The sequence below is a fragment of the Curtobacterium sp. Leaf183 genome, assembly GCF_001424385.1.
GTDB lineage: Bacteria > Actinomycetota > Actinomycetes > Actinomycetales > Microbacteriaceae > Curtobacterium.
In genome coordinates this window covers 31,618-52,063 of sequence record NZ_LMPO01000005.1, presented here as the reverse complement: position 1 = coordinate 52,063, position 20,446 = coordinate 31,618, and the positions used below count along the sequence as shown (strand labels likewise).

Below are 20,446 nucleotides of genomic sequence, written 5' to 3'. Positions count from 1 at the left end.
CAGCGACCTGCGGCTGGTGAGCGCTCCGGGTGTTTCCCGGCTGGTGACAGTGATTCGGCACCCTCAGCGGAGTGGTTTGGTCAGTTCTCGCCTGTTACCGCTTCGTGACCAACGGGTCCCTGCGTGCCGTCCAACTCGGGTGACCAGCGCGCTCGACGCATGTCGAGCCTCCAGGCCGTCCGGCCCCACGTCAGGGGCGTGCCCTCGACCCGGTAGTGCTCCAGCGCGCGTGCTTCGTGGTGGACGGGTGGCAGTCCACCGGACCGCACCACGCGCCACCACGGCAGGTCGGAGCCCTCGTGGGCCATCACCTTGCCGACCGCCCGCGAGGCCCGCGATCCGAGGACAGCAGCCACGTCGCCGTAGGTCATCGCGCGTCCGGGCGGGATCGACCGGACGACATCGGCGACCGCTGCGCCGAAGTCCTGCTCCACTACAGGGAGAGCACCGCGAAGTGGTCGCCGTACTGGGTCTCGCGGACGACCTCGAAGCCGACCGCGCGGAAGAACTCCTCGGGGGATCCCTCGCCCGGTTCGTAGACGACCGTCAGCCGGTGGAAGCCGCGCTTGCGGGCCTCGTCCGCCAGCCCGTGCACGGCGAAGCGACCGACGCCGCGGCCCTGTGCGGTACCCGAGACGTTGACGCGCCAGATGCACGCCTGCAGTTCTTCCTGCGCGTTGTCGGCGTCGAAGCTGCCGATGATGAGCCCGACGACCTCGTCGCCGTCGAGGACCACGCGCGGCCACGACGCACTCGGCTTGACGTCCGACTCGGCGACGCCGTAGGTCGTCGGTTGCACGAACTGCTCCTGCCCCGGCTTGAGCGTCAGGGAGTTGGCCGCGGTGGCGGTCGCGGCGGAGAGTTCTTCGAGGCGGAGGTCCGTCATGCGGTCAGGCTAACGGTGCGACCCCCGCCGGGGCCAGCCGCGGCGGTCACACTCCTGCATCGACCGCCGGCGGCACCGGGGCGTACCGAGCGAGCAGGACGTCACGCCAGGTGCGGATCGCCGCCACCGTGCCGACGACCATCGACGCGAACAGACAGAGGCTGCTGAGCGTGCCCAGCAGCTGCCAGCCGGAGTTCCACGCCCAGGGCCACGTGTCGAGGCCCATGCCGACGGCGGTGAGGAGCAGCGCCGCCGTCCCGGTCCGGGTCATCCGTCCCGCGAGCGCCCACACGCCGAGGGCGATCGAGAGCACCACGACGAACGACGCCGGGACACCGCGGTGCGTCGCGGACCCGACGAGCCCACCGACCACCACCACGAACGGCACCAGGACGTTCCAGACGGGGCGTCCCGACCGTGCCGACATGACCACTGCGGCGGCGGCGACCACCGCCGTGACGATGCCGAGGAGGCGGATCACCCACGGCGCGAAGTCCATCCCGCCCCTGGTCACGACGCCGACGACCACCAGGACGACGCTGAGGCCGACCGATGCCCAGGACAGCGCGGTGCGCCGGTCGACGTGTTCGGGGAGCAGTCCGCGCTTCCGGGCGGCCCGGAAGCCGACGACGAGCGCGACGAGGACGGCGATCGCACCGGCGATGATCCAGGTCAGGCTGCCGAGTGCCTCCTGGGCCGCGGCGATCGAGGACTTCAGCAGGAAACCGCTGCCACCCCAGAGCAGCGCCCAGGTCAGGCTCCCGACGAGCGAGGCCGTCGTGAAGCGTGCCTGTGGGAGCCTCGCGGTCCCGGCCGCCAGCGGCGTCAGCGTCCGGATCACCGGGACCAGCCGCGTCGCGATGATCGCCACCGCACCACGGCGTTCGACGACCGCGATGGCGGCGTCCCACCGTTCGACACCCAGGCGCTGGACGAGCTTGCGGTCGCGGATCCCGCTGCCGAACCGACGGCCGAGGAAGTACAGCACGTGGTCGCCCACTGAGGCGCCGACGGTAACCGCCAGCACGAGCACGACCGCGCCGACCACGTCGTCGAAGGTCGCCCCGAGGAGCAGGACCGCGATCTCACCGGGGACGAAGGGGCCGAGGCCGAGGACCTCGAGTGCGGCGAAGCCCGCGGCGATCAACCACCGCACGGCGTCGGGGATCTGGTCGGCGCTGTTCGTCAGCCAGGAGAGGATGTCCATGTCCGGAACGGTAGGCGCGCGGCAGCCAGGACGTGTCGTTCCCTCGTCTCTTCGTCGTGGTACCCCGGGACCACGACGGCGCTCGTGCCCGCGGTATGGTCCAGGCATGGCGGAACACCGGCGCGGCGCGAACCTGCCGTCGATCGGCGGCTTCAACCGCACCGTCGTGCTCGACGCGGTCCGCCGGTCGCCCGACGGGCTGAGCCGCGTGGAGCTCGCCGGGCGGACGGGCCTCAGCGCACAGACGGTCTCCAACGTCACGCGGTTCCTGATCGAAGCGGGGATGATCGTCGAGTCCGGCACGGTCGTGTCCGGTCGCGGCAAGCCCCGGACGATCCTCCGGCTCGAGCCGGACAGCCGGTTCGCCGTCGGGGTCCACGTCGACCCGGCCGTCGTGACCTACGTCCTGCTCGACCTCGCCGGCACGGTCGTCGCGTCGACCACGACCTCGACGCCGACGGCGGACGACCCGGACCAGGTGATCCGGACCATGGCCGCCGCGGTCGACGGGCTCGTGGCGTCCGCCGAGGTGGACCCGGACGCCGTCCTCGGGGTCGGCATCGCCAGCCCCGGTCCGATCGACGTCGACGCCGGGATCGTCGTGGACCCGCCCTTCCTGCCCCGGTGGCGGGGCGTGCCGCTGCGCGACGCGCTGGCCGAGGCGACCGGCCACCCCGTGTTGCTCGAGAAGGACGTCACCGCGGCGGCGGTCGGCGAGATGTTCCTGGCGGGTGAGTCATCGGCGCGGAACTTCGCGTTCGTCTACTTCGGGACCGGCTTCGGCGTCGGGCTCGTCGTCGACCACGAACCCGTGCGCGGGACGGGGGCCAACGCCGGTGACGCCGGGCACCTGATGGTCGACCAGGGCTCGCTGGCGGGGACGCCGGACGGCAACGGCGATCGCGGCGAGGTCGGTGCGGCGGTCGCACCCGAGCGCCTCGTCCGCCTGGCAGCGGCACGGGGGCTGGACCTGACCGGGGGCCTGTCGGAGACGGCCGAGCCCATGGACGCGGGCGCGGTGGACGCCGCGTGGGACGCCCTGGCCGCAGCGATCGACGCGGGTGACCCGACGGCGACCGCGCTGGCCGCCGAGGCCGGGACCGTCATGGGCCGCGCGGCGGTCGTCATCGTCAACCTGCTCGACATCGACCGCGTCGTGTTCGGCGGACCGTTCTGGTCGCGGATCGCGGCCGCGGCGCTGCCCGCCGCGTGCCAGGCGATCACCGGCTCGCCGATCCTCGTCCCCAAGCACCCGGTCACGGTGGTCGAGACCGACCGTGGGGCTGACGTCGCCGCGGTCGGGGCCGGCTGTCTGGTGCTCGACGCCGCCCTGTCGCCCCGGGCGAGCGCGCTGCTGATCCGTCGCTGACGGGGCGCCGCACCACCGGGCGTTCACCGGCCCGTCACCGGCCGGACGCTCGGGTGCTGAACAGTCGTGCAGGTCCACGCCTCCTCGCTCGAAGGATCCTGCATGCCCTCCCCTGTCCTGCGCCTCGGCGCCGCCGCCGCGACCTGCGCCGTGCTCGTGGCGGGCGTCCTCGCCAGCACTCCGGCCGTCGCAGCCGGCCCCGCCCCCGCAGCTGCGACCCCGGCCGCCGCCGCGACGCCCGATGCGACCGCGACGCCCGACGCCACCGCGACCCCGGATGCGACCCCGGCCGCCGCCGCGACGCCCGCTGCCAGTGCGGCCCCGACCGCTGCGGCCCCGACCGGGCTCGTCATCAACGAGGTCGAGTCCAACGGCGACGACGTCGACTGGGTCGAGCTCGCGAACACCTCCGCTGCCGCCATCGACATCAGCGGCTTCTCGATGCTCGACGACAGCGACTCGCACACCCCGTACGTCCTGCCCGCGGGCTCGGTCGTCGCGGCGGGGGGTCACTTCGTGCTCAACCAGAAGTCGTCCACCGCAGCCGGGTTCGACTTCGGGCTCGGCAACCCCGACGAGGTGCGGGTCTTCGACACCACGGGCGCCCTGGTGCTCGACTACGGGTACCAGGTACACGCGCAGATCACCGACGGGCGCTGCCCGGACGGCACCGGGCCGCTCGTCGACACCACCGCGTCGACGAAGGGCGCGGCGAACGACTGCTCCTCGCCGGTCCGCATCAACGAGGTCGAGTCGCAGGACGGTGTCCCCGGTGACTGGGTCGAGCTGACCAACATCGGCAGCACGAGCGTCGACCTGGGCGGCTACGTCCTCCGGGACAGCGAGGACGACCACACGTACACGATCCCGGCCGGCACGACCGTGGCCGCGGGCGGCTTCACCGTGCTCGACGAGGCCGACTTCGGCTTCGGGCTCGGCAAGGCCGACTCGGCGCGGCTGTTCGCCCCGTCGGGCACGCTCGTCGACAGCTCCACCTGGACCGCGCACGCCGCGACCACCTGGGGCCGCAACCCGGACGGCACCGGCGACTTCGCCGAGACCGCCGAGGTGACCAAGGGGCAGGCGAACCGATTCGCGGGCGTCGTCACGGCCGAGGCCTGGCCCGGCGGACCGGACGAGACCGCACTCGACGACGAGGACACCTTCTCCGGTGACCTCAGCGGCCTGGACTGGCAGCCCTCGTCCACCGCGACCGGCGGCGGCGTGCTCTGGGGTGTCCAGAACGGCGACGGACTGCTCTACCGCATGGTCTCCGACGGTGCGGGCGGCTGGGCACCGACGAACGCCGCGGGCACGACGCTGCACTACGCCGACGGGTCGGGCACGCCCGATGCCGAGGGCGTGACCGTCACCGCCGACGACCCCGGTGCGGTGTACGTCTCCACCGAGCGCGACAACGACGTCTCTTCGACCAGTCGCCCGGCGGTGCTCCGCTTCGTCACGGACGACGGCTCCGAGCGGACGCTGAACGCGACCGACGAGTGGAACCTGGCCGCAGACTTCCCCGGTCTCGGAGCGAACGCCGGACTCGAGGGCGTCACCTGGATCCCGGACTCCTGGCTGACCGCGCGGGGCTTCGCCGACGAGCACACCGGGGCCGCCTACGCGCCGTCGAGCTACCCGGGCCACGGCTCCGGCCTGTTCTTCGTCGGCGTCGAGGGCACCGCGAGCACGTACGCGTACGCCCTGATGGACGACGGTTCGTTCCAGCGGGTCGCCACCATCGCCTCCCCGTTCGCGGTCGTCGCCGACCTGCAGTTCGACCCGACGCTGGACGCGCTGTGGGTCGTCTGCGACGACGCCTGTGCCGGACGCACCGCGCTGTACACGATCACCGACGGCGTCTTCGCGCCGCAGACCGTGTACGAGGCGCCGGCGGACGCCGACCGCACCCTCGCCAACGAGGGCTTCGCGATCGCCGACGTCTGCACGGACGGCGAGCGCGCGACCTTCTACGCCGACGACAACGACACCGACGGCTTCTCGCTGCGCACCGGCACGTACCCGTGCACGGACGACGGCGGCACCACCCCGACGCCCACCCCGACTCCCACGCCGAAGCCGACGCCGACGCCGACGCCGACGCCGGGTGAGGGTGGCACGCCCGCGCCGGCTCCGGGTGCGACCGCTCCGGCCGCGCCGTCGGAGTCGTCGTTGACGGAGGCTGCCCGCGGTGGGATCACGGCTCCGGCGTCGGCCCGTGCGGGTTCGACGATCACGGTCGGTGTCGGGATGTCGCACGTCGGTGAGCGGGTGCGCGTGTGGCTGCTGTCGGACCCGGTGCTGCTGGGGACGGAGACGGTGGCAGCGGACGGGACGGTGCGGGTGACGATCCCCGTCGGCACGACTCCGGGTGCGCACCGGTTGGCAGTGACCGCTGCTGACGGCACCCTGATCGGCTGGGCGTCCATCACGATCGACCCGGCCACCGGTGCCGTGTCGGGCGGTGACCTGGCGTTCACGGGTGCAGAGCTGGGCGGCGGGATCGCCGCCACGCTGCTGCTGCTCGCAGCAGGGACCGGCGTGCTCATCGCGCGTCGTCGCCGCCGCGTCAGCGCCGCGTAGCGACGTCCGGGACGGGAGGCCCGGTGCCAGCTGGCACCGAGCCTCCCGTCCTGTGCTCGCTGCACTGCATCGAGGGAGCAGGAATTGTCGGGTCGGGTCCGGTGACTCGACGTTTCCTGCTCCCTCGACGGGGGCGGGGATGGGGACGGGACGGGGACGGGTGCGCGGGAAGCGGACTGCCGCCGAACCGTGACGATTCCCTCTTGACAAGCAATAAGTCAATACGGTGGACTAACTGCGCAGCGCGGGCACGGTAGCCCGCGGATCCGTGCAAAGGAGCACCGATGAAACGCACCCGCATCATCGCCGGACTCGCAGCCGTGGCAGTCGCCGCAGTGGGTCTGGCAGGCTGCTCGAGTTCGGGGTCCGCCTCGAGCGACACCATCAAGATCGCCTACCAGAAGTTCGGCGCCTTCCAGCAGCTCGACGCCCAGATGAAGGACGTCAAGACCGAGTACGAGAAGGCGAACCCGGGCAAGAAGGTCACCCTCGTCCCCATCCAGGCGCAGGGCAACGACTACTACACGAAGCTCGCGCTGATGAACAAGGCCGCAGCGACGGCTCCGGACGTCATGTACGAGGACACGTTCCTGGTGAAGGCCGACGCCCAGGCCGGTTACCTGTTGCCGCTCGACAAGTACACGGCGAAGTGGAAGGACTGGGACCAGTTCTACGACAACGCCAAGCAGGCCGGTGAGGGCGTGGACGGCAAGACCTACGGCGTCCCCATGGGCACCGACACCCGTGCCCTCTGGTACAACAAGGACATCTTCAAGAAGGTCGGCCTGCCGGTCCCGTGGCAGCCCAAGACCTGGGACGACGTGCTCGCCGCGGCGAAGACGATCAAGGAGAAGTCCCCGGACACCATCCCGTTCAACATCTACTCCGGCAAGGCCCAGGGTGAAGCCTCGACCATGCAGGGCTTCGAGATGCTGCTGTACGGCGCGGACGGCTCCGGCAACACGCTCTACAAGGACAAGAAGTGGGTCACGGGCTCCAAGCAGTTCCAGGAGTCGCTGCAGTTCGTCAAGGACGTCTACCAGGGCGGCCTCGGCCCGACACCGCAGCAGGCGCTCGACACCAACGTCGGCACCACGATCGCCCAGACCTGGCTCCCCAAGGGCCAGCTGGCGATCGACCTCGACGGATCGTGGCAGTCGGGTACCTGGCTGAAGACCGGCACGGCGCCGTGGTCCGAGTGGAACGACGTGATGGGTCAGGCAGCGATGCCGACGCAGAACGGGCAGGCACCGGGCTACAACAGCATGTCGGGCGGCTGGACCCTGGCGGTCGGCAAGAACTCGAAGAACCCGCAGGCCGCGTTCGACTTCATCTCGACGTTCCTGAACAAGGACGGGTCGCTGAAGTACGACACGGAGAACAGCCAGATCGCCGTCCGCAAGGACGTCGCCGAGGACTCCGCGTACACGGACGCCAACCCGACGTTCAAGTTCTTCTCCGGGCTGGTGGAACACACCAACTTCCGCCCGGCGACGAGTGACTACTCGCAGATCTCGAACGCCGTCCAGGTCGCGATGGAGTCCGTGATGACCGGTCAGCAGACGCCGAAGCAGGCGGCTGCCGCGTACGACGACTCCGTCGTCCAGACGGTCGGCAAGAAGAACACCGTCTCCGGCTGACGCCACCCCCCCCATCGGACAGGAGGCTCGGCGCACGTCGTGCCCCGGGCCTCCTTCCCGGTACCCCACCTTCGGAACCCCCTCCGCACCCGGAAGGCATCCACCGTGTCCACCACACCCCTCGCGCCGACGCTGTCGGCGCCCGGTGCGCCCAAGCGCACCGACCCACCCGTGCCGCGCAAGCGGCGCCCGATGCGCAACGCGGCGCGTGCCGTCCCCCTGCTGCCGGCCGTCGTCCTGCTCGTCATCTTCCTGGTCGGCCCCGTCATCTCGTCGTTCTACGGGTCGTTCACGAACTCCGCGCTGACCGGCGTCGGCGCTTCTGACCAGCAGTTCGTCGGCATGAAGAACTACGTCGAGCTGTTCCAGGACCCCGACTTCCCGAAGTCGGTCATCCTGACGGTCGTCTTCCTGTTCGCCTCGGCCGTGGTCGGGCAGAACGTGCTCGGGCTCGGCCTGGCGCTGCTCATGCGCGAGGCCAACAAGGTCGTCCGGTCGATCGTCGGCACCTTCGTCGTCGCGGCCTGGGTCCTGCCCGAGATCGTCGCCTCGTTCGCCGCGTACGCGTTCTTCAACGACCAGGGCACGCTGAACTCGTTCCTCGCCTTCTTCGGCATCAAGGGCGCCAACTGGCTGTACACGTTCCCGATGCTGGCGATCATCCTGGCGAACATCTGGCGCGGGACCGCGTTCTCGATGCTCGTGTACTCGGCCGCCGTGCAGGAGGTCCCGGAGGAGATCACCGAGTCGGCCGAGGTCGACGGTGCGACCGGGTGGCAGCGGCTCGTGTACATCACGCTGCCCGTCATCCGCCGGAGCATCTCCACCAACCTCATGCTGACGACGCTGCAGACCCTGTCGGTGTTCACGCTCATCTACGTGATGACGGGTGGTGGACCGGGGACGAACTCCTCGACCCTGCCGATCCTGGCCTACCAAGAGGCCTTCAAGTTCTCGCAGCTCGGCTTCGGGACGGCGATCGCGACCATCCTGCTCGTCGTGGGTGCGGTCTTCTCGATCATCTACATCAAGGCCCTGAAGCCGGAGGTGGACTGACCATGGCGATCACCGTTCCCGACCGTCCCGTGTCCAACGCCACCCGGTCGGTGACCGCACCGGGCGCGCTGCACATGACGTCGCCCCGCGGCCGCACCATGCGGTGGACGGCGAACATCGTCCTGCTCGTCATCGCGGCCTGCTTCGCGGTGCCGCTGCTCTGGCTGGTCTTCGCGTCGCTCGACGCACAGGCCTCGCTGTCCGTGAAGATCCCGTCGCAGTTCACGCTCGACAACTTCACGAAGGTGCTCACACCCGAGCTGTCGTTCATCCCGCTCGCCAACAGCCTGCTGCTGTCCGGGGGCACGGCCGTCGTGACCGTGGTCGTCGCGCTGCTGGCGGCGTACCCGCTGTCCCGGTACAAGATGCGCGTGAACAAGCCGTTCCTGTACAGCATCCTGTTCGGGACCGGTCTGCCGATCACCGCGATGATGGTGCCCGTCTACGCACTGTTCGTGTCGCTCAACCTGATCGACAACATCTACGGCTGCATCTTCTTCCTCGCCGCGACCAGCCTGCCGATGGCGATCTGGATGGCGAAGAACTTCATGGACTCGGTCCCGATCTCGCTCGAAGAGGCGGCCTGGACCGACGGTGCGTCGATGTTCACCACGCTGACCCGGATCGTCATCCCGCTGATGCGTCCGGGCATCGCCGTCGTGTCGATCTTCGTGTTCATCCAGGCGTGGGGGAACTTCTTCGTCCCCTTCGTCCTGCTGCTCTCGCCGGACAAGGTGCCGGCCGCGGTCAGCATCTTCAACTTCTTCGGGCAGAACGGTGCGGTCGCCTACGGGCAGCTCGCGGCGTTCTCGATCGTCTACTCGGTGCCCGTCATCGCGCTCTACGTGCTCGTGTCCCGCGGCCTCGGCGGGGGCAACGCCCTCGCCGGCGGCATCAAGGGCTAGCCGCCAGCGCTCTCCTCGGAAGGAACATCCCGCAATGCACAAGGACGAACCACTCGTCGAAGCCAGGATCGCCCGCCTGGTGCGTGACCGCGTCGACCCCGCGGTGCACCGCCGGTCCGCACCGGTCACCATCGAGGCGTGGGAGGTGCCGGACGAGCCGGTGCCCTTCGACCAGGCCGTCGGCCAGACGTACACCCCGTTCCAGGTCGGCTCGCCCTGGGGCGGCCGCCCCTGGGGCACCACCTGGTTCCACGTCACCGGCACGGTGCCGGCGGACTTCGGCACCGCCGAGGGCACGACGGCGGAACTGCTCGTCGACCTCGGGTTCACCAAGCGGCACCCCGGCTTCCAGGCCGAGGGCCTGGCGTACCGCCCGGACGGCACCACCATCAAGGCCATCGAGCCGCGCAACAACGCCGTGCCGCTGACGGTCGGCCCGGGGGAGTCGTTCGAGCTCTACGTCGAGGCCGGTGCGAACCCGGACATCGGCGGCGACTCGTTCCAGGGCGCGACACCGCTCGGGTCCCGCTCGACCGCGGGCGACGACCCGATCTACCGCGTCGCGGCGCTGCACGTCGTCGAGCGCGACGACACCGTCTGGGAACTGCAGCAGGACCTCTGGGTCCTGCGCGGCCTGATGGCGGAGCTCCCGACCGACGGCACCCGCGGCGCCGACATCCTGCGCGCACTCGAGCGTGCCGCCGACGCGCTCGACCCCGACGACGTCGCCGGCACCGCCGCTGACGCCCGGGCCGTCCTGGCTCCGGTACTCGCCGTCCCCGCGTCCGGCGCGGCGCACCGCGCGATCGCCGTCGGGCACGCCCACATCGACTCCGCCTGGCTCTGGCCGGTCCGCGAGACGAAGCGCAAGTGCGCCAGGACGTTCTCGAACGTGCTCGACCTGATGGACCGCGACCCCGACTTCACGTTCGCGTGCTCGTCCGCACAGCAGTACGCGTGGATGCGGGACGAGTACCCGTCGGTCTTCGCACGCATCAAGCAGCGCGTCGCCGAGGGACGCTGGATCCCGGTCGGCGGGATGTGGGTCGAGTCCGACACGAACCTGCCCGGTGGCGAGGCCCTCGCACGCCAGTTCGTCGCGGGCAAGCGGTTCTTCCTCGAGGAGTTCGGCGTCGACACCCCCGAGGCATGGCTCCCGGACTCGTTCGGGTACACGGGGGCGCTGCCGCAGATCGTCCGCGCCGCGGGGTCGAAGTGGTTCGTCACGCAGAAGCCGTCGTGGAACGAGACGAACGTCATCCCGCACACCTCGTTCAACTGGGAGGGCATCGACGGCTCCCGGATCCTGACCCACCTGCCGCCGGCGGACACCTACAACTCGGACGTCTCGCCCGCCGATCTGCACCGTGGGGAACGGCAGAACAAGGAGCGCGGGACCGCGAACACCTCGATGCTGCTCTACGGCTTCGGCGACGGCGGCGGTGGACCGACGCGCGAGATGGTCGCAGCCGCCCACCGGCAGCACGACCTCGACGGGTCGCCCCGGGTGTCGCTCGGCACCCCGGCGCAGGTGTTCGAGCAGCTCGAGCAGGAGCTCCCGACGCCCGGGGTCTGGTCGGGGGAGATGTACCTCGAGTTCCATCGCGGCACCTACACGTCGCAGATCCGGACCAAGCAGGGCAACCGACGGTCCGAGCACCTGCTGCGCGAGGCCGAGCTCTGGGCGGCCACCGCGGCCGTGCGGCTCGGACTCGACTACCCGTACGACGAACTCGAACAGGCCTGGCACACCGTCCTGCTGCAGCAGTTCCACGACATCCTGCCGGGCTCGTCCATCGCCTGGGTCTACGAGAACGCCGAGGAGAACTACCGGCTCGTCGCGGACACCCTCGAGGGGCTCATCGGCGCCGCCACGACCGCACTGGCGAACGGCGGGGCCGCGGCGCTCGCCGGGGTCGGGTCGTCGTCGGCGTCGGTCGCCGGGGGCGGGTCGGGGTTGCTCGACGCGCCGTCGTCCGAGGCCGTCGGCGGCACGGGCACCAGCGGGTCGTTCGTGCGCTTCAACGCCGCGCCGGTCACGTCGGGGCACGCCGCCGCGCTGGGTGGTTCCGTCGGCCCCGAGACGCAGGCCGTGCCTCCCGTCCCGCACGGTGACGGCTTCGTGTTCGACACCGGCGCGGTCGTGGCGACCATCGACGCGGCCGGCCACGTCGTGTCGTTCGTCGAGCACGGCACCGGGCGCGACGCGATCGCCCCCGGGGCGGCCGGCGCCGAGTACACCGTGTTCCGCGACACCCCGAACCAGTGGGAGGCGTGGGACATCGACCGCGCCTACCAGCGCAACGGGAAGCCGCTGTCCGCGTCCTCCGTCGCGATCGAGGGCGACACGGTGGTCGTCGTGCGCGCGGTCGGTTCGTCGACCGTCACCACCCGGTACTCGGCCGTTGCCGGCGAGCCGGAACTCGTGGTCGAGACCGAGGTCGACTGGCGCGAGCAGCAGAAGCTGCTGAAGCTGGCGTTCCCGCTCGACCTCAAGGCCGACCAGGCCTCGAGCGAGATCCAGTTCGGCCACATCGACCGGCCGACGCACCAGAACACGTCGTGGGACTTCGCCCGGTTCGAGACGAGCGCCCACCGCTGGGTGCACGTGGCCGAGCCCGGGTTCGGGGTGGCCGTCGCGAACGACTCGACGTACGGGCACGACATCACCCGCGCGACCCGTCCGGACGGCGGCACGACGACGCTCGTGCGCGAGTCGCTGCTGCGCGGGCCGACGTTCCCGGACCCGCACGCCGACCAGGGGCACCACATGTTCCGCACGGTGCTGCGTGTCGGCGCGTCGGTCCTCGACGCGGCGGACTCCGGCTACCGGCTCAACCTGCCGGTGCGGTCGGTGGCCGGGTCGACCGAGGTGTCGCCGCTGGTGACGGTGTCGTCGCCGCAGGTGCTCGTCGAGGCCGTGAAGCTCGCCGAGGACCGCTCGGGCGACGTCGTCGTGCGGCTGTACGAGGCACTCGGCGGTCGGGCGACCGACGTCGGCATCGACTTCGGCTTCGACGTCGCGTCCGTCACGCAGGTCGACCTGCTCGAACGGCCGCTGGACGCATCGTGGGACGCGGGGGAGCCCGTCGTCCTGACGCTCCGCCCGTTCGAGATCGTCACGCTGCGGGTGCGGCGGGCATAGACCGCGGCACCGGACGGACACGGGTGCGTCCGTCCGGCGCCGTGTTGCACGGCGGGTTGGCAGGCCCGTTGTGTGTGGCGCGGAGGAAGTCGAATCGCGCGCAGGGGGTCGGATCGCGCGTGGTGGGTTGGAGTTCCCGACCGACCACGCGCGATCCGACTTTCCAGCGCAACCGGTGTGGGAACGAACGAGGACTCCTCCACAGAGCGTCTGACTGGAGGGTCGTCCACAGTTCGGTCCGTCGCCCCCGTTCAGCTGTCCTCGGCCCGGCAGCGTGGTGGCATGGAACGACCGCTCCCGATCATCAGGGCCACTGCGATGCGAGAGGCCGGCCGAGTGGGTTCGACGCTGCGGCGACGTGCGGGAGAGCCCGGTCCGGACGGGCTCGTGCGCCTGGGGCCCAACGCGTTCGCGCGAGCGACGGACTGGGCTGGGGCAGGGACGCGCGTCCGCTACGTCACGCGCGTCTGGGCGCGACTCGCCCGGCTCAGTGAACCGGCGTCGGCGTCGCACGTGTCGGCTGTCGCCCTGCACGGTCTCGCCTGGCTGTACGGCTGGCCCGACACCGTCCACCTCACGGTCCCGAAGTCGCGCTACCGGTCCGCCAGCAACGGCCTCGCACTGCACACGCGGCCGTTGTGTCCGGACCAGGTCAAGCGGGACGGGCCGATCACCGCGACGAGCATCCCGCGCACGGTGGTCGACGTCGCGCTGACGGGTGACGTGCGGGCGGCGGTCGTCGTGGCTGACTCGGCCCTCCGCGCCGGGGCGACGCCTGACGAACTCACAGCGGCACTGCCAGCGGCCCCGGGCTCACGGGGGCGTCGTACCGCCGAACTCGTGCTCGACCTGGCGGACGCGCGGTCCGGGTCCGTCGCCGAGTCACTCGGGCGCGTGGTCTTCCGTGAACTCGGGCTGCCCGAACCCGTGCTGCAGCAGGAGTTCGTCGTCCACGGCAGGCGGATCATCGTGGACTTCTGGTTCCCGGAGCAGGGCGTCGTCATCGAGATCGACGGCCGTGCGAAGGACACGCAGGACCGCTACCGGGCAGGTCGTTCCCCGACCGAGGTCTTCATCGACGAGAAGCGTCGCCAGGAAGCCGTGCTCACCGTCCCGGACGTCAGGCGGATCCTCCGGGCCGAGTGGCGTGACCTCCTGCACCCCGAACTGCTCGTGCCGCGTCTGCGTGCTGCGGGTCTGCCGTGCGCTCTCCGCCCCGGCAGCAGTGACCGCCTGGTGGTCGGTTGATCCCGGAGGCCTAGCGTAGGCGCATGCCCGTCACCGAGATCTGGCTCGTCCGTCACGGCGAGTCCACCGCGAACGTCGCTGCCGAGCGCGCGGAGGCGGCCGGTGACGACCTGATCGCGATCGAGCAGCGCGACCCTGACGTCCCGCTCAGCACCGTCGGGGAGCAGCAGTCGCGAGCCCTCGGTACCGAGCTCGCCGAACGCGGCATGGGGTCCGTGCCGGTCGCGCTGTGGGTGTCGCCCTTCCTCCGGGCGCAGCAGACGATCGACATCGCGATCCAGTCCGGCGGTGTCGACGAGCCCCCTCGACGGGTCGACGAGCGACTGCGCGATCGCGAGCTCGGCGTGCTGGAGCGCCACACGCTGCGCGGCGTGGCGAACCGCCATCCGGACGAGGACGAACGCCGGCATCGGCTCGGCAAGTACTACCACCGGCCGGCGGGCGGCGAGTCGTGGGTCGACGTCCAGGCCCGGCTGCGCTCGGCCTTCATGGACATCGACCGCATCGACGGCCCGGAGCGCCTGGTCATCGCCGCGCACGACGTCGTGGTGACGCTGGCCGTGGCGGTGTGCCTGGACCTCGACGAAGCGGCCCTGACGGAGTTCACGGCCGCCAACCCGGTGGGCAACGCGTCCTTGACCCGTCTCGGCCGCGCGGGGCTCGGCCAGCCATGGACCCTCGTCGAGTTCTCCGCCGTCGAGCACCTGGCCTGACCCCAACCCGATCCCGCCGGTCCAGCCGCGGCCCACATGGATGGTCGTTTCGCGCGTAGGTAGCCCGAACTTCCGACCGACAACGCGCGATTCGACATCCTTTGCTCGGAACGGGCCCCCGGAGGCGCGCACCCGCTAGCCCCGCAGGGTCTCCACGGCCTTGTCGATGCGGCGCTGCCGGGTCTCCGGTGACTTCGCCTGCTCCACCGGGGCCGCCAGCGCCCGCTGACGCGAGTTCGACAGCGCATCGAACGCCGCTCGCACGCCGGCCGACGACATCGCCGCCACCAGGTCCTCGGGCAGGGGCACCTCGCGCGGTGCGGTGTCGACCACGAGCGTCACCTCGACCGAGTCCCCGCCGGCGACCCCGGACGCCGCACGGTGTGCTGCCGACAGCGGGACGAGGTACTGCCCGCCCATCACGCCCACGGTCGAGCGGTAGGTGTAGGCGCCGTTCAGCGTCACCACCACCGCCGGGCGCTTGCCCGACCCCAGCGCTTCGATGACCTCGGGCGGGACGGGCAGCCCGGTCGCCGTCTGCCGTGCCTGCAGGACCGTCGTCGTGAACTGCACCCGTGCCTCCAGTCCGAGCCAGCAGCGGCGACCGCCGCGTCGTGAGGAACCGTACAACCGCACCACGAGTTCCGCCAGCGTTCACCACCGCACCACGAGCCGGATACCGGCCGCGTCCACGATCATCCAGAACCCGATCCGCGGGGTCCCCGAACGCACCCGAAAGGCACTCTCCGTGCAGAACAAGCGCACCCTGGCCGGCATCGCCCTCGCCGCAGCCGCAGTGGTCACCCTCGCCGGTTGCTCGGCGACGAGCTCGGCATCGACCGGCAGCAGCAGCAGCGGCGCCGCCGACTGGAAGACGGCAACGAGCGCCGAGAGCGCCGGCGGCATGGACGCACTGGTGAAGGCCGCGAAGGCGGAGGGGCAGCTCAACGTCATCGCGCTCCCGCCGACCTGGGCCAACTACGGCAAGATCATCGACGGCTTCAAGCAGAAGTACGGCATCACGATCAACTCCGCGAACCCGAACGGCTCGAGCGCCGACGAGGTCGCCGCCGTGAAGTCGCAGAAGGGCCAGTCGACGGCGCCGGACGTGCTCGATCTCGGCAACGCCGTGCTGCAGCAGAACCTCGGTCTGCTGACGGACTACAAGGTCGCGAACTGGAGCGACATCCCCACGACCCTCAAGGAGCAGGACGGCGCCTGGACCCGCGACTACACGGGTCTGATGTCGATCGGGTACGACTCCAGCAAGATCAAGGACGCCCCGAAGGACCTGGAGGACCTGCTCGGCTCGGAGTACAAGGGCAAGGTCTCGATCGCCGGTGACCCGACCCAGGCGAACCAGGCCGCCAGCGCGGTCTACCTCGCCGCGCTCGAGAACGGCGGCTCGGCCGACGACATCACGAAGGGCGTCGACTACTTCGGCAAGCTGAAGCAGGCCGGCAACTTCCAGAACGTGCTGCCGTCGCAGGCCACGGTCGCCTCGGGTGAGACCCCGGTCGTCGTCCAGTGGTCCTACAACAACCTGGCGTGGGGCCCGGCTGCGGGATCGTCCGGCAACAAGCACTGGAAGACCGTCGTGCCGAAGGGGCAGGCGCTCGGTTCGTACTACGCGCAGGCGATCAACAAGGACGCCCCGCACCCTGCCGCTGCCCGCCTGTGGCAGGAGTACGTCGCCAGCCCGACCGTGCAGAACCTGTACCTGCAGGCCGGCGCGTTCCCGTCGACCCTGGCCGCGCTCGAGAAGTCGGGCAAGGTCGACCAGGACGCCCTCGACGCCGCCGGTGGCGCGCCGAAGGACTACGTCGAGCTGACCGACGACCAGGTGACCGCGGCCGCGAAGGTCCTGGCGGCCAAGTGGTCCTCGACGATGGGGTCCTGAGCAGCATGACCACCGCATCGGCGCCCGGCGCGACCGGGGGACCGGCCGCCACCCTCGTCACCAGCGAGCAGGCGACCGCAACCCGGTCCGGCGCGGGCGTCGATGCGCTCGCTCGTCGCGGTGCCGGTCCCCGTGCCCGGCGCCGCGTCGGCATCGCGTGGCTCGGTCTCACCCCGTTCGCCGCGTACGTCCTGCTCTTCCTCGCCGTGCCGGCGCTGATCGCGGTGGGGTCCGGCTTCTTCGACGCGACGGGGAACCTGACGCTGGCGAACCTGTCGGCGTTCCGCGACCCGAGCGTCCTCCGTGCCTTCGGCGGCTCGTTCGGCCTCTCCGCGGTCTCCGCCGTGCTCGGTGCCGTGATCGGTGCGCTCGTCTGCTGGGCGCTCGCCGCGCTCCGGCCGGACGGGGTCGTCCGGTCGATGATCGACTCCGCGGCCAGCGTGCTGGCCCAGTTCGGCGGCGTGATGCTCGCGTTCGCGTTCATCGCCACGATCGGCACGCAGGGGCTCGTCACGGCGTGGCTCGTGTCCACGTTCCACTGGGACCTCAACGCCGACGGCGCCTTCCTGTACACGGTGCCGGGCCTGGTGATCCCGTACGTCTACTTCCAGGTGCCGCTCATGGTCCTGACGTTCATGCCCGCACTCGAGGGCGTCAAGACCCAGTGGGGCGAAGCCGCCGCGACGCTGGGGGCATCGCGCGCGACGTACTGGCGCCGCGTGGCCCTGCCCGTGCTCGCTCCGGCCTTCTGGGGATCGCTGCTGCTGCTGTTCGCGAACGGGTTCTCGTCGTTCGCGACCGCGGCGGCGCTCATCTCGCAGGGCGGCATCGTCCCGCTGACGATCCGCGCGCAGCTCACCAGCGAGACGATCATCGGCCTGCAGAACGTCGCCGGGGTGCTCGCCCTGGGCATGGTCGTCGTGATGGCGGTCGTGATGGGCGCGTACTCGCTGCTGCAGCGGCGCGCCGCCCGGTGGCAGCGATGAGCGCGGGAGCGCCGGCTCGTCCGGCTCGTCCGGCTCGTTCCGGTCGGTCTGGAGGCCCGGCCCGCGTCCCACGGTTCGGCGCGGCCCCGTCACGGGGCACCGCGGCGGTCGTCCTGCTCGTCGTCGGGCTCGTGTTCGCCGTGCCGCTGGTCGCGCTGGCGCAGTTCACCTTCCGCCAGGGCACCGACGGCAGCCTGACCACGGCCCACTACGCGGCCATCGCGGACCCGGCGAACGTCGGCACGTACCAGCCGGTGTTCGACGGCCTCGGTGCGTCACTCGTGATCGCGGTCATCGCCGTCGCGATCGTCCTGCTCGTGCTCCTGCCCGCCCAGGTCATCACCGCCCTGCACCACCCGCGACTCCGACGCGTCGTGGAGTTCGTCTGCCTGGTGCCGATCACCGTGCCGGTCGTCGTGCTCGTGGTCGGGTTCGTCCCCGTCTACCAGGTCGTCGCCCAGGTGTTCGGGTCCGGCGCGTGGACCCTCTCCTTCGCCATCGGCATCATCGCGCTGCCGTTCGCCTTCCGTCCGATCTCCGCCGCGATCACCGCGATGGACCTGACCACGCTGACCGAGGCGGCCCGTTCCCTCGGGGCGTCCTGGTGGACGGTCACGTGGCGGGTGCTCCTGCCGAACCTGCGTCGGGGGATCCTGGCCGCGTGCTTCCTGACGATCACGGTCGTCCTCGGTGAGTACACCCTGGCCTCGTTCCTGTCCCGCACCACCTTCCAGACGGCACTGCTCCTGGTGCAGGGGACCGACCCGTACGTCGCGGCGATCTTCTCGCTCGGCGCCCTGGTGTTCGGGTTCCTGCTGCTCGTCGCCATCGGCCGGATCGGACAGCGCCGCACGCGCGTCCGTCGTCACCAGACCAAGGACCCCGCATGACCACCACCGCACCCGCCGCTCCCGCCTCGCTGGCCGGCACCGGAGCCGTCGTCGAGCTCGACGCCGTCGAGAAGCGCTACGGCACCCACCGCGCGCTCACCGGCCTGTCCCTGCGGGTCGGACCGGGCGAGTTCCTGTCGCTGCTCGGGCCCTCCGGCTGCGGCAAGACGACCGCACTCCGAGCGCTCGCCGGCCTCGAGGCGATCGACGCCGGCGCCATCCGCATCGACGGTGAGGACGTCGCGAACACCCCCGCGAACAAACGCGACATGGGCATGGTGTTCCAGCAGTACTCGCTGTTCCCGCACATGACCGTGCGGCAGAACGTGGCCTTCGGGCTGGAGATGCGCCGGGTGCCGGCGGCGTCCCGGCGCGAGCGCGTCGTCGAGGCACTCGACATGGTGCACCTCGCCGACTTCGCCGACCGCTACCCGCACCAGCTCTCCGGCGGGCAGCAGCAGCGCGTGGCACTCGCTCGTGCGCTGGTCACCCGTCCCCGAGTCCTGCTGCTCGACGAGCCGCTGTCCGCGCTCGACGCCAAGGTCCGAGTGTCACTGCGCGAGGAGATCCGGCGCATCCAGACCGACCTCGGCATCACGACCGTGTTCGTGACCCACGACCAAGAGGAGGCGCTCGCCGTGTCCGACCGCATCGCGGTGATGAACGCCGGCAACATCGAGCAGATCGGCACGCCCGAGGAGCTCTACCGTTCCCCGTCCTCGGCCTTCACGGCGGACTTCGTCGGGCAGTCGAACCGGCTCGGGGGCGACCTGCGTGGTGGGGACGTGTTCGTGTACGGCTTCCGGGTGCCCGCGCTCGACCCGACCGCCGCCGACGGCCCGGTGCTCGCGTACGTCCGGCCCGAGGACATCGCCTTCGCTCCGGAGGGCGTCACCGGGACCGTCATCTCGTCGAGCTTCCTCGGGTCGATCCGGCGCACCACCGTCCGGCTCGACGACGACACCGTCATCACCGTGCAGCACGAGGTCGGTGACCGACGGACGACGGGTGACGCCGTCGCCGTCCGGCTGCTCGGCGCCCCGGTCGCGGTCGCGCCGGTCGCCTGACCGGGTCAGCGCTCGAAGCGTGCCTCCGCGGCGCCGGCCAGTGCGATGCGCACACGCTCGCGCATGTTCTCGGACATCGTGGGCAGGTCGGACACCGGGGCCCAGAACGCCTCGGTGTTCTCGCTGTCGGCCGGGTACGGGTCGCCGGAGACCCAGCGGCACGCGAACACCAGATCGAGGTACTGCGCACGGTCGCCGTTCGGGTAGGTCATCTCCGGCAGGGTCTGCACCCACGTCAGACGCTCGGCGACGGCCACGACGTCGGCTTCCTCGAGGACCTCGCGCTCGGCGGCGACGGCCGGCTGCTCGCCCGGGTCGACGATGCCCGTGACCGGTGTCAGCGCACCGCTGTCCGCTCGTCGTACGACCAGGAGCTCCCGGTCCTCGCCGTCGCCACGGGTGACGACGGCGGTCACGCCGGTCAGCCAGAGCGGATCGGTGCCGATCTTCTCGCGCAGGGCCAGGACGAAGTCGGGGGTCGGCATGGGGCCACCGTACCCAACGGCGGAGCCCCGGCACACCGACGGTGGTCGGTGCGCCGGGGCTCGTCGTCTGAGCGCAGCGGTCCTAGTCGAGCCCGCGCACACGGAAGGTCGTGGGAGCGGAGACCGCGTCGCCGACCTTCTTCACGATGGTGAACGTCTGCGCACCCGAGTGCGAGACGGGCACGTAGTAGTTCCAGGAGATCGGCGTGATCCGTCGCTCGGTCGTGACGCCCGACTCGTCCGTGAACAGGTACCGGGCGGAATCGTCGCCCGCAGCAGGGGTGTACGGGATCTTCAGTTCCGCGCGCTTGCGGTCCGGCATGACCCGGCCTGCGAAGACGAACGGTGCCGGGATCTCCTCGG

The 20,446-nt window shown here is 71.0% G+C and carries 18 protein-coding genes; 12 read left to right on the top strand and 6 right to left on the bottom strand.

Annotated elements, in window-relative coordinates; genetic code table 11:
* Window positions 1-80 precede the first annotated feature (80 nt).
* Genes ASG04_RS03510 through ASG04_RS03500 form a run of 3 tightly spaced genes read right to left on the bottom strand, consistent with a single transcriptional unit; the run spans window position 81 to window position 2,093 of the window.
* Window positions 81-434, bottom strand: a complete 354-nt coding sequence (locus ASG04_RS03510; protein WP_056120414.1) for an MGMT family protein — start codon at window positions 432-434, stop codon at window positions 81-83.
* On the bottom strand, window positions 434-886 hold the full coding sequence (locus ASG04_RS03505) for a GNAT family N-acetyltransferase (protein ID WP_056120410.1): 453 nt from the start codon (window positions 884-886) through the stop codon (window positions 434-436). Before ASG04_RS03505 ends, ASG04_RS03510 begins: the two co-directional genes overlap by 1 nt.
* Window positions 887-932: 46 nt before the next feature.
* The gene (locus tag ASG04_RS03500) at window positions 933-2,093 is read right to left on the bottom strand and encodes a DedA family protein (protein WP_056120406.1); all 1,161 of its coding nucleotides are present in this window, start codon (window positions 2,091-2,093) and stop codon (window positions 933-935) included.
* A 106-nt stretch (window positions 2,094-2,199) separates the two neighbouring features.
* On the opposite strand from ASG04_RS03500, the gene ASG04_RS03495 reads away from it, so the two are divergent.
* The 8 genes from ASG04_RS03495 to ASG04_RS03460 all read left to right on the top strand — a co-directional run bounded on the left by ASG04_RS03495 (window position 2,200) and on the right by ASG04_RS03460 (window position 14,755).
* Window positions 2,200-3,462, top strand: a complete 1,263-nt coding sequence (locus tag ASG04_RS03495) for an ROK family transcriptional regulator (protein WP_056120403.1) — start codon at window positions 2,200-2,202, stop codon at window positions 3,460-3,462.
* 102 nt (window positions 3,463-3,564) lie between these two features.
* Window positions 3,565-6,048, top strand: a complete 2,484-nt coding sequence (locus ASG04_RS16985; protein WP_082517789.1) for a lamin tail domain-containing protein — start codon at window positions 3,565-3,567, stop codon at window positions 6,046-6,048.
* Between the two features lie 284 nt (window positions 6,049-6,332).
* The gene (locus ASG04_RS03485; RefSeq protein ID WP_056120400.1) at window positions 6,333-7,688 is read left to right on the top strand and encodes an extracellular solute-binding protein; all 1,356 of its coding nucleotides are present in this window, start codon (window positions 6,333-6,335) and stop codon (window positions 7,686-7,688) included.
* 192 nt (window positions 7,689-7,880) lie between these two features.
* Window positions 7,881-8,744, top strand: a complete 864-nt coding sequence (locus ASG04_RS03480; protein WP_235515422.1) for a carbohydrate ABC transporter permease — start codon at window positions 7,881-7,883, stop codon at window positions 8,742-8,744.
* Window positions 8,745-8,746: 2 nt separating this feature from the next.
* Entirely contained in the window at window positions 8,747-9,649 is a 903-nt protein-coding gene (locus ASG04_RS03475) for a carbohydrate ABC transporter permease (RefSeq protein WP_082517787.1), read from the top strand.
* A gap of 34 nt (window positions 9,650-9,683) precedes the next feature.
* On the top strand, window positions 9,684-12,794 hold the full coding sequence (locus ASG04_RS03470; protein ID WP_056120396.1) for an alpha-mannosidase: 3,111 nt from the start codon (window positions 9,684-9,686) through the stop codon (window positions 12,792-12,794).
* A 282-nt stretch (window positions 12,795-13,076) separates the two neighbouring features.
* Window positions 13,077-14,042, top strand: coding sequence for a hypothetical protein (locus ASG04_RS03465; protein WP_156463510.1), 966 nt, complete (start codon window positions 13,077-13,079; stop codon window positions 14,040-14,042).
* 23 nt (window positions 14,043-14,065) lie between these two features.
* Window positions 14,066-14,755: a histidine phosphatase family protein gene (locus tag ASG04_RS03460; RefSeq protein ID WP_056120389.1), complete on the top strand. Its 690-nt coding sequence runs from the start codon at window positions 14,066-14,068 to the stop codon at window positions 14,753-14,755.
* Window positions 14,756-14,890: 135 nt separating this feature from the next.
* On the opposite strand, the gene ASG04_RS03455 is transcribed toward ASG04_RS03460, so the two are convergent.
* Window positions 14,891-15,328, bottom strand: coding sequence for a YdeI/OmpD-associated family protein (locus tag ASG04_RS03455; RefSeq protein WP_056120386.1), 438 nt, complete (start codon window positions 15,326-15,328; stop codon window positions 14,891-14,893).
* Window positions 15,329-15,503: 175 nt separating this feature from the next.
* Between ASG04_RS03455 and ASG04_RS03450 the strand changes: the two genes are divergently transcribed.
* Genes ASG04_RS03450 through ASG04_RS03435 form a run of 4 tightly spaced genes read left to right on the top strand, consistent with a single transcriptional unit; the run spans window position 15,504 to window position 19,598 of the window.
* A complete protein-coding gene (locus ASG04_RS03450; protein WP_056120445.1) occupies window positions 15,504-16,655 on the top strand; it encodes an ABC transporter substrate-binding protein in 1,152 nt (383 codons plus the stop codon).
* A gap of 5 nt (window positions 16,656-16,660) precedes the next feature.
* On the top strand, window positions 16,661-17,641 hold the full coding sequence (locus ASG04_RS03445; protein WP_056120442.1) for an ABC transporter permease: 981 nt from the start codon (window positions 16,661-16,663) through the stop codon (window positions 17,639-17,641).
* Window positions 17,638-18,531 (top strand): ABC transporter permease, encoded by an 894-nt coding sequence (locus tag ASG04_RS03440; RefSeq protein WP_082517786.1) that lies wholly within the window; start codon window positions 17,638-17,640, stop codon window positions 18,529-18,531. The genes ASG04_RS03445 and ASG04_RS03440 overlap by 4 nt, the downstream gene beginning before the upstream one ends.
* The gene (locus ASG04_RS03435; RefSeq protein ID WP_056120382.1) at window positions 18,528-19,598 is read left to right on the top strand and encodes an ABC transporter ATP-binding protein; all 1,071 of its coding nucleotides are present in this window, start codon (window positions 18,528-18,530) and stop codon (window positions 19,596-19,598) included. Before ASG04_RS03440 ends, ASG04_RS03435 begins: the two co-directional genes overlap by 4 nt.
* A 5-nt stretch (window positions 19,599-19,603) precedes the next feature.
* On the opposite strand, the gene ASG04_RS03430 is transcribed toward ASG04_RS03435, so the two are convergent.
* A complete protein-coding gene (locus ASG04_RS03430) occupies window positions 19,604-20,083 on the bottom strand; it encodes an NUDIX hydrolase (protein ID WP_056120380.1) in 480 nt (159 codons plus the stop codon).
* Window positions 20,084-20,165: 82 nt separating this feature from the next.
* Window positions 20,166-20,446 (bottom strand): hypothetical protein (locus ASG04_RS03425; protein ID WP_162241686.1); only part of this gene is annotated, 281 nt, incomplete at its 5' end.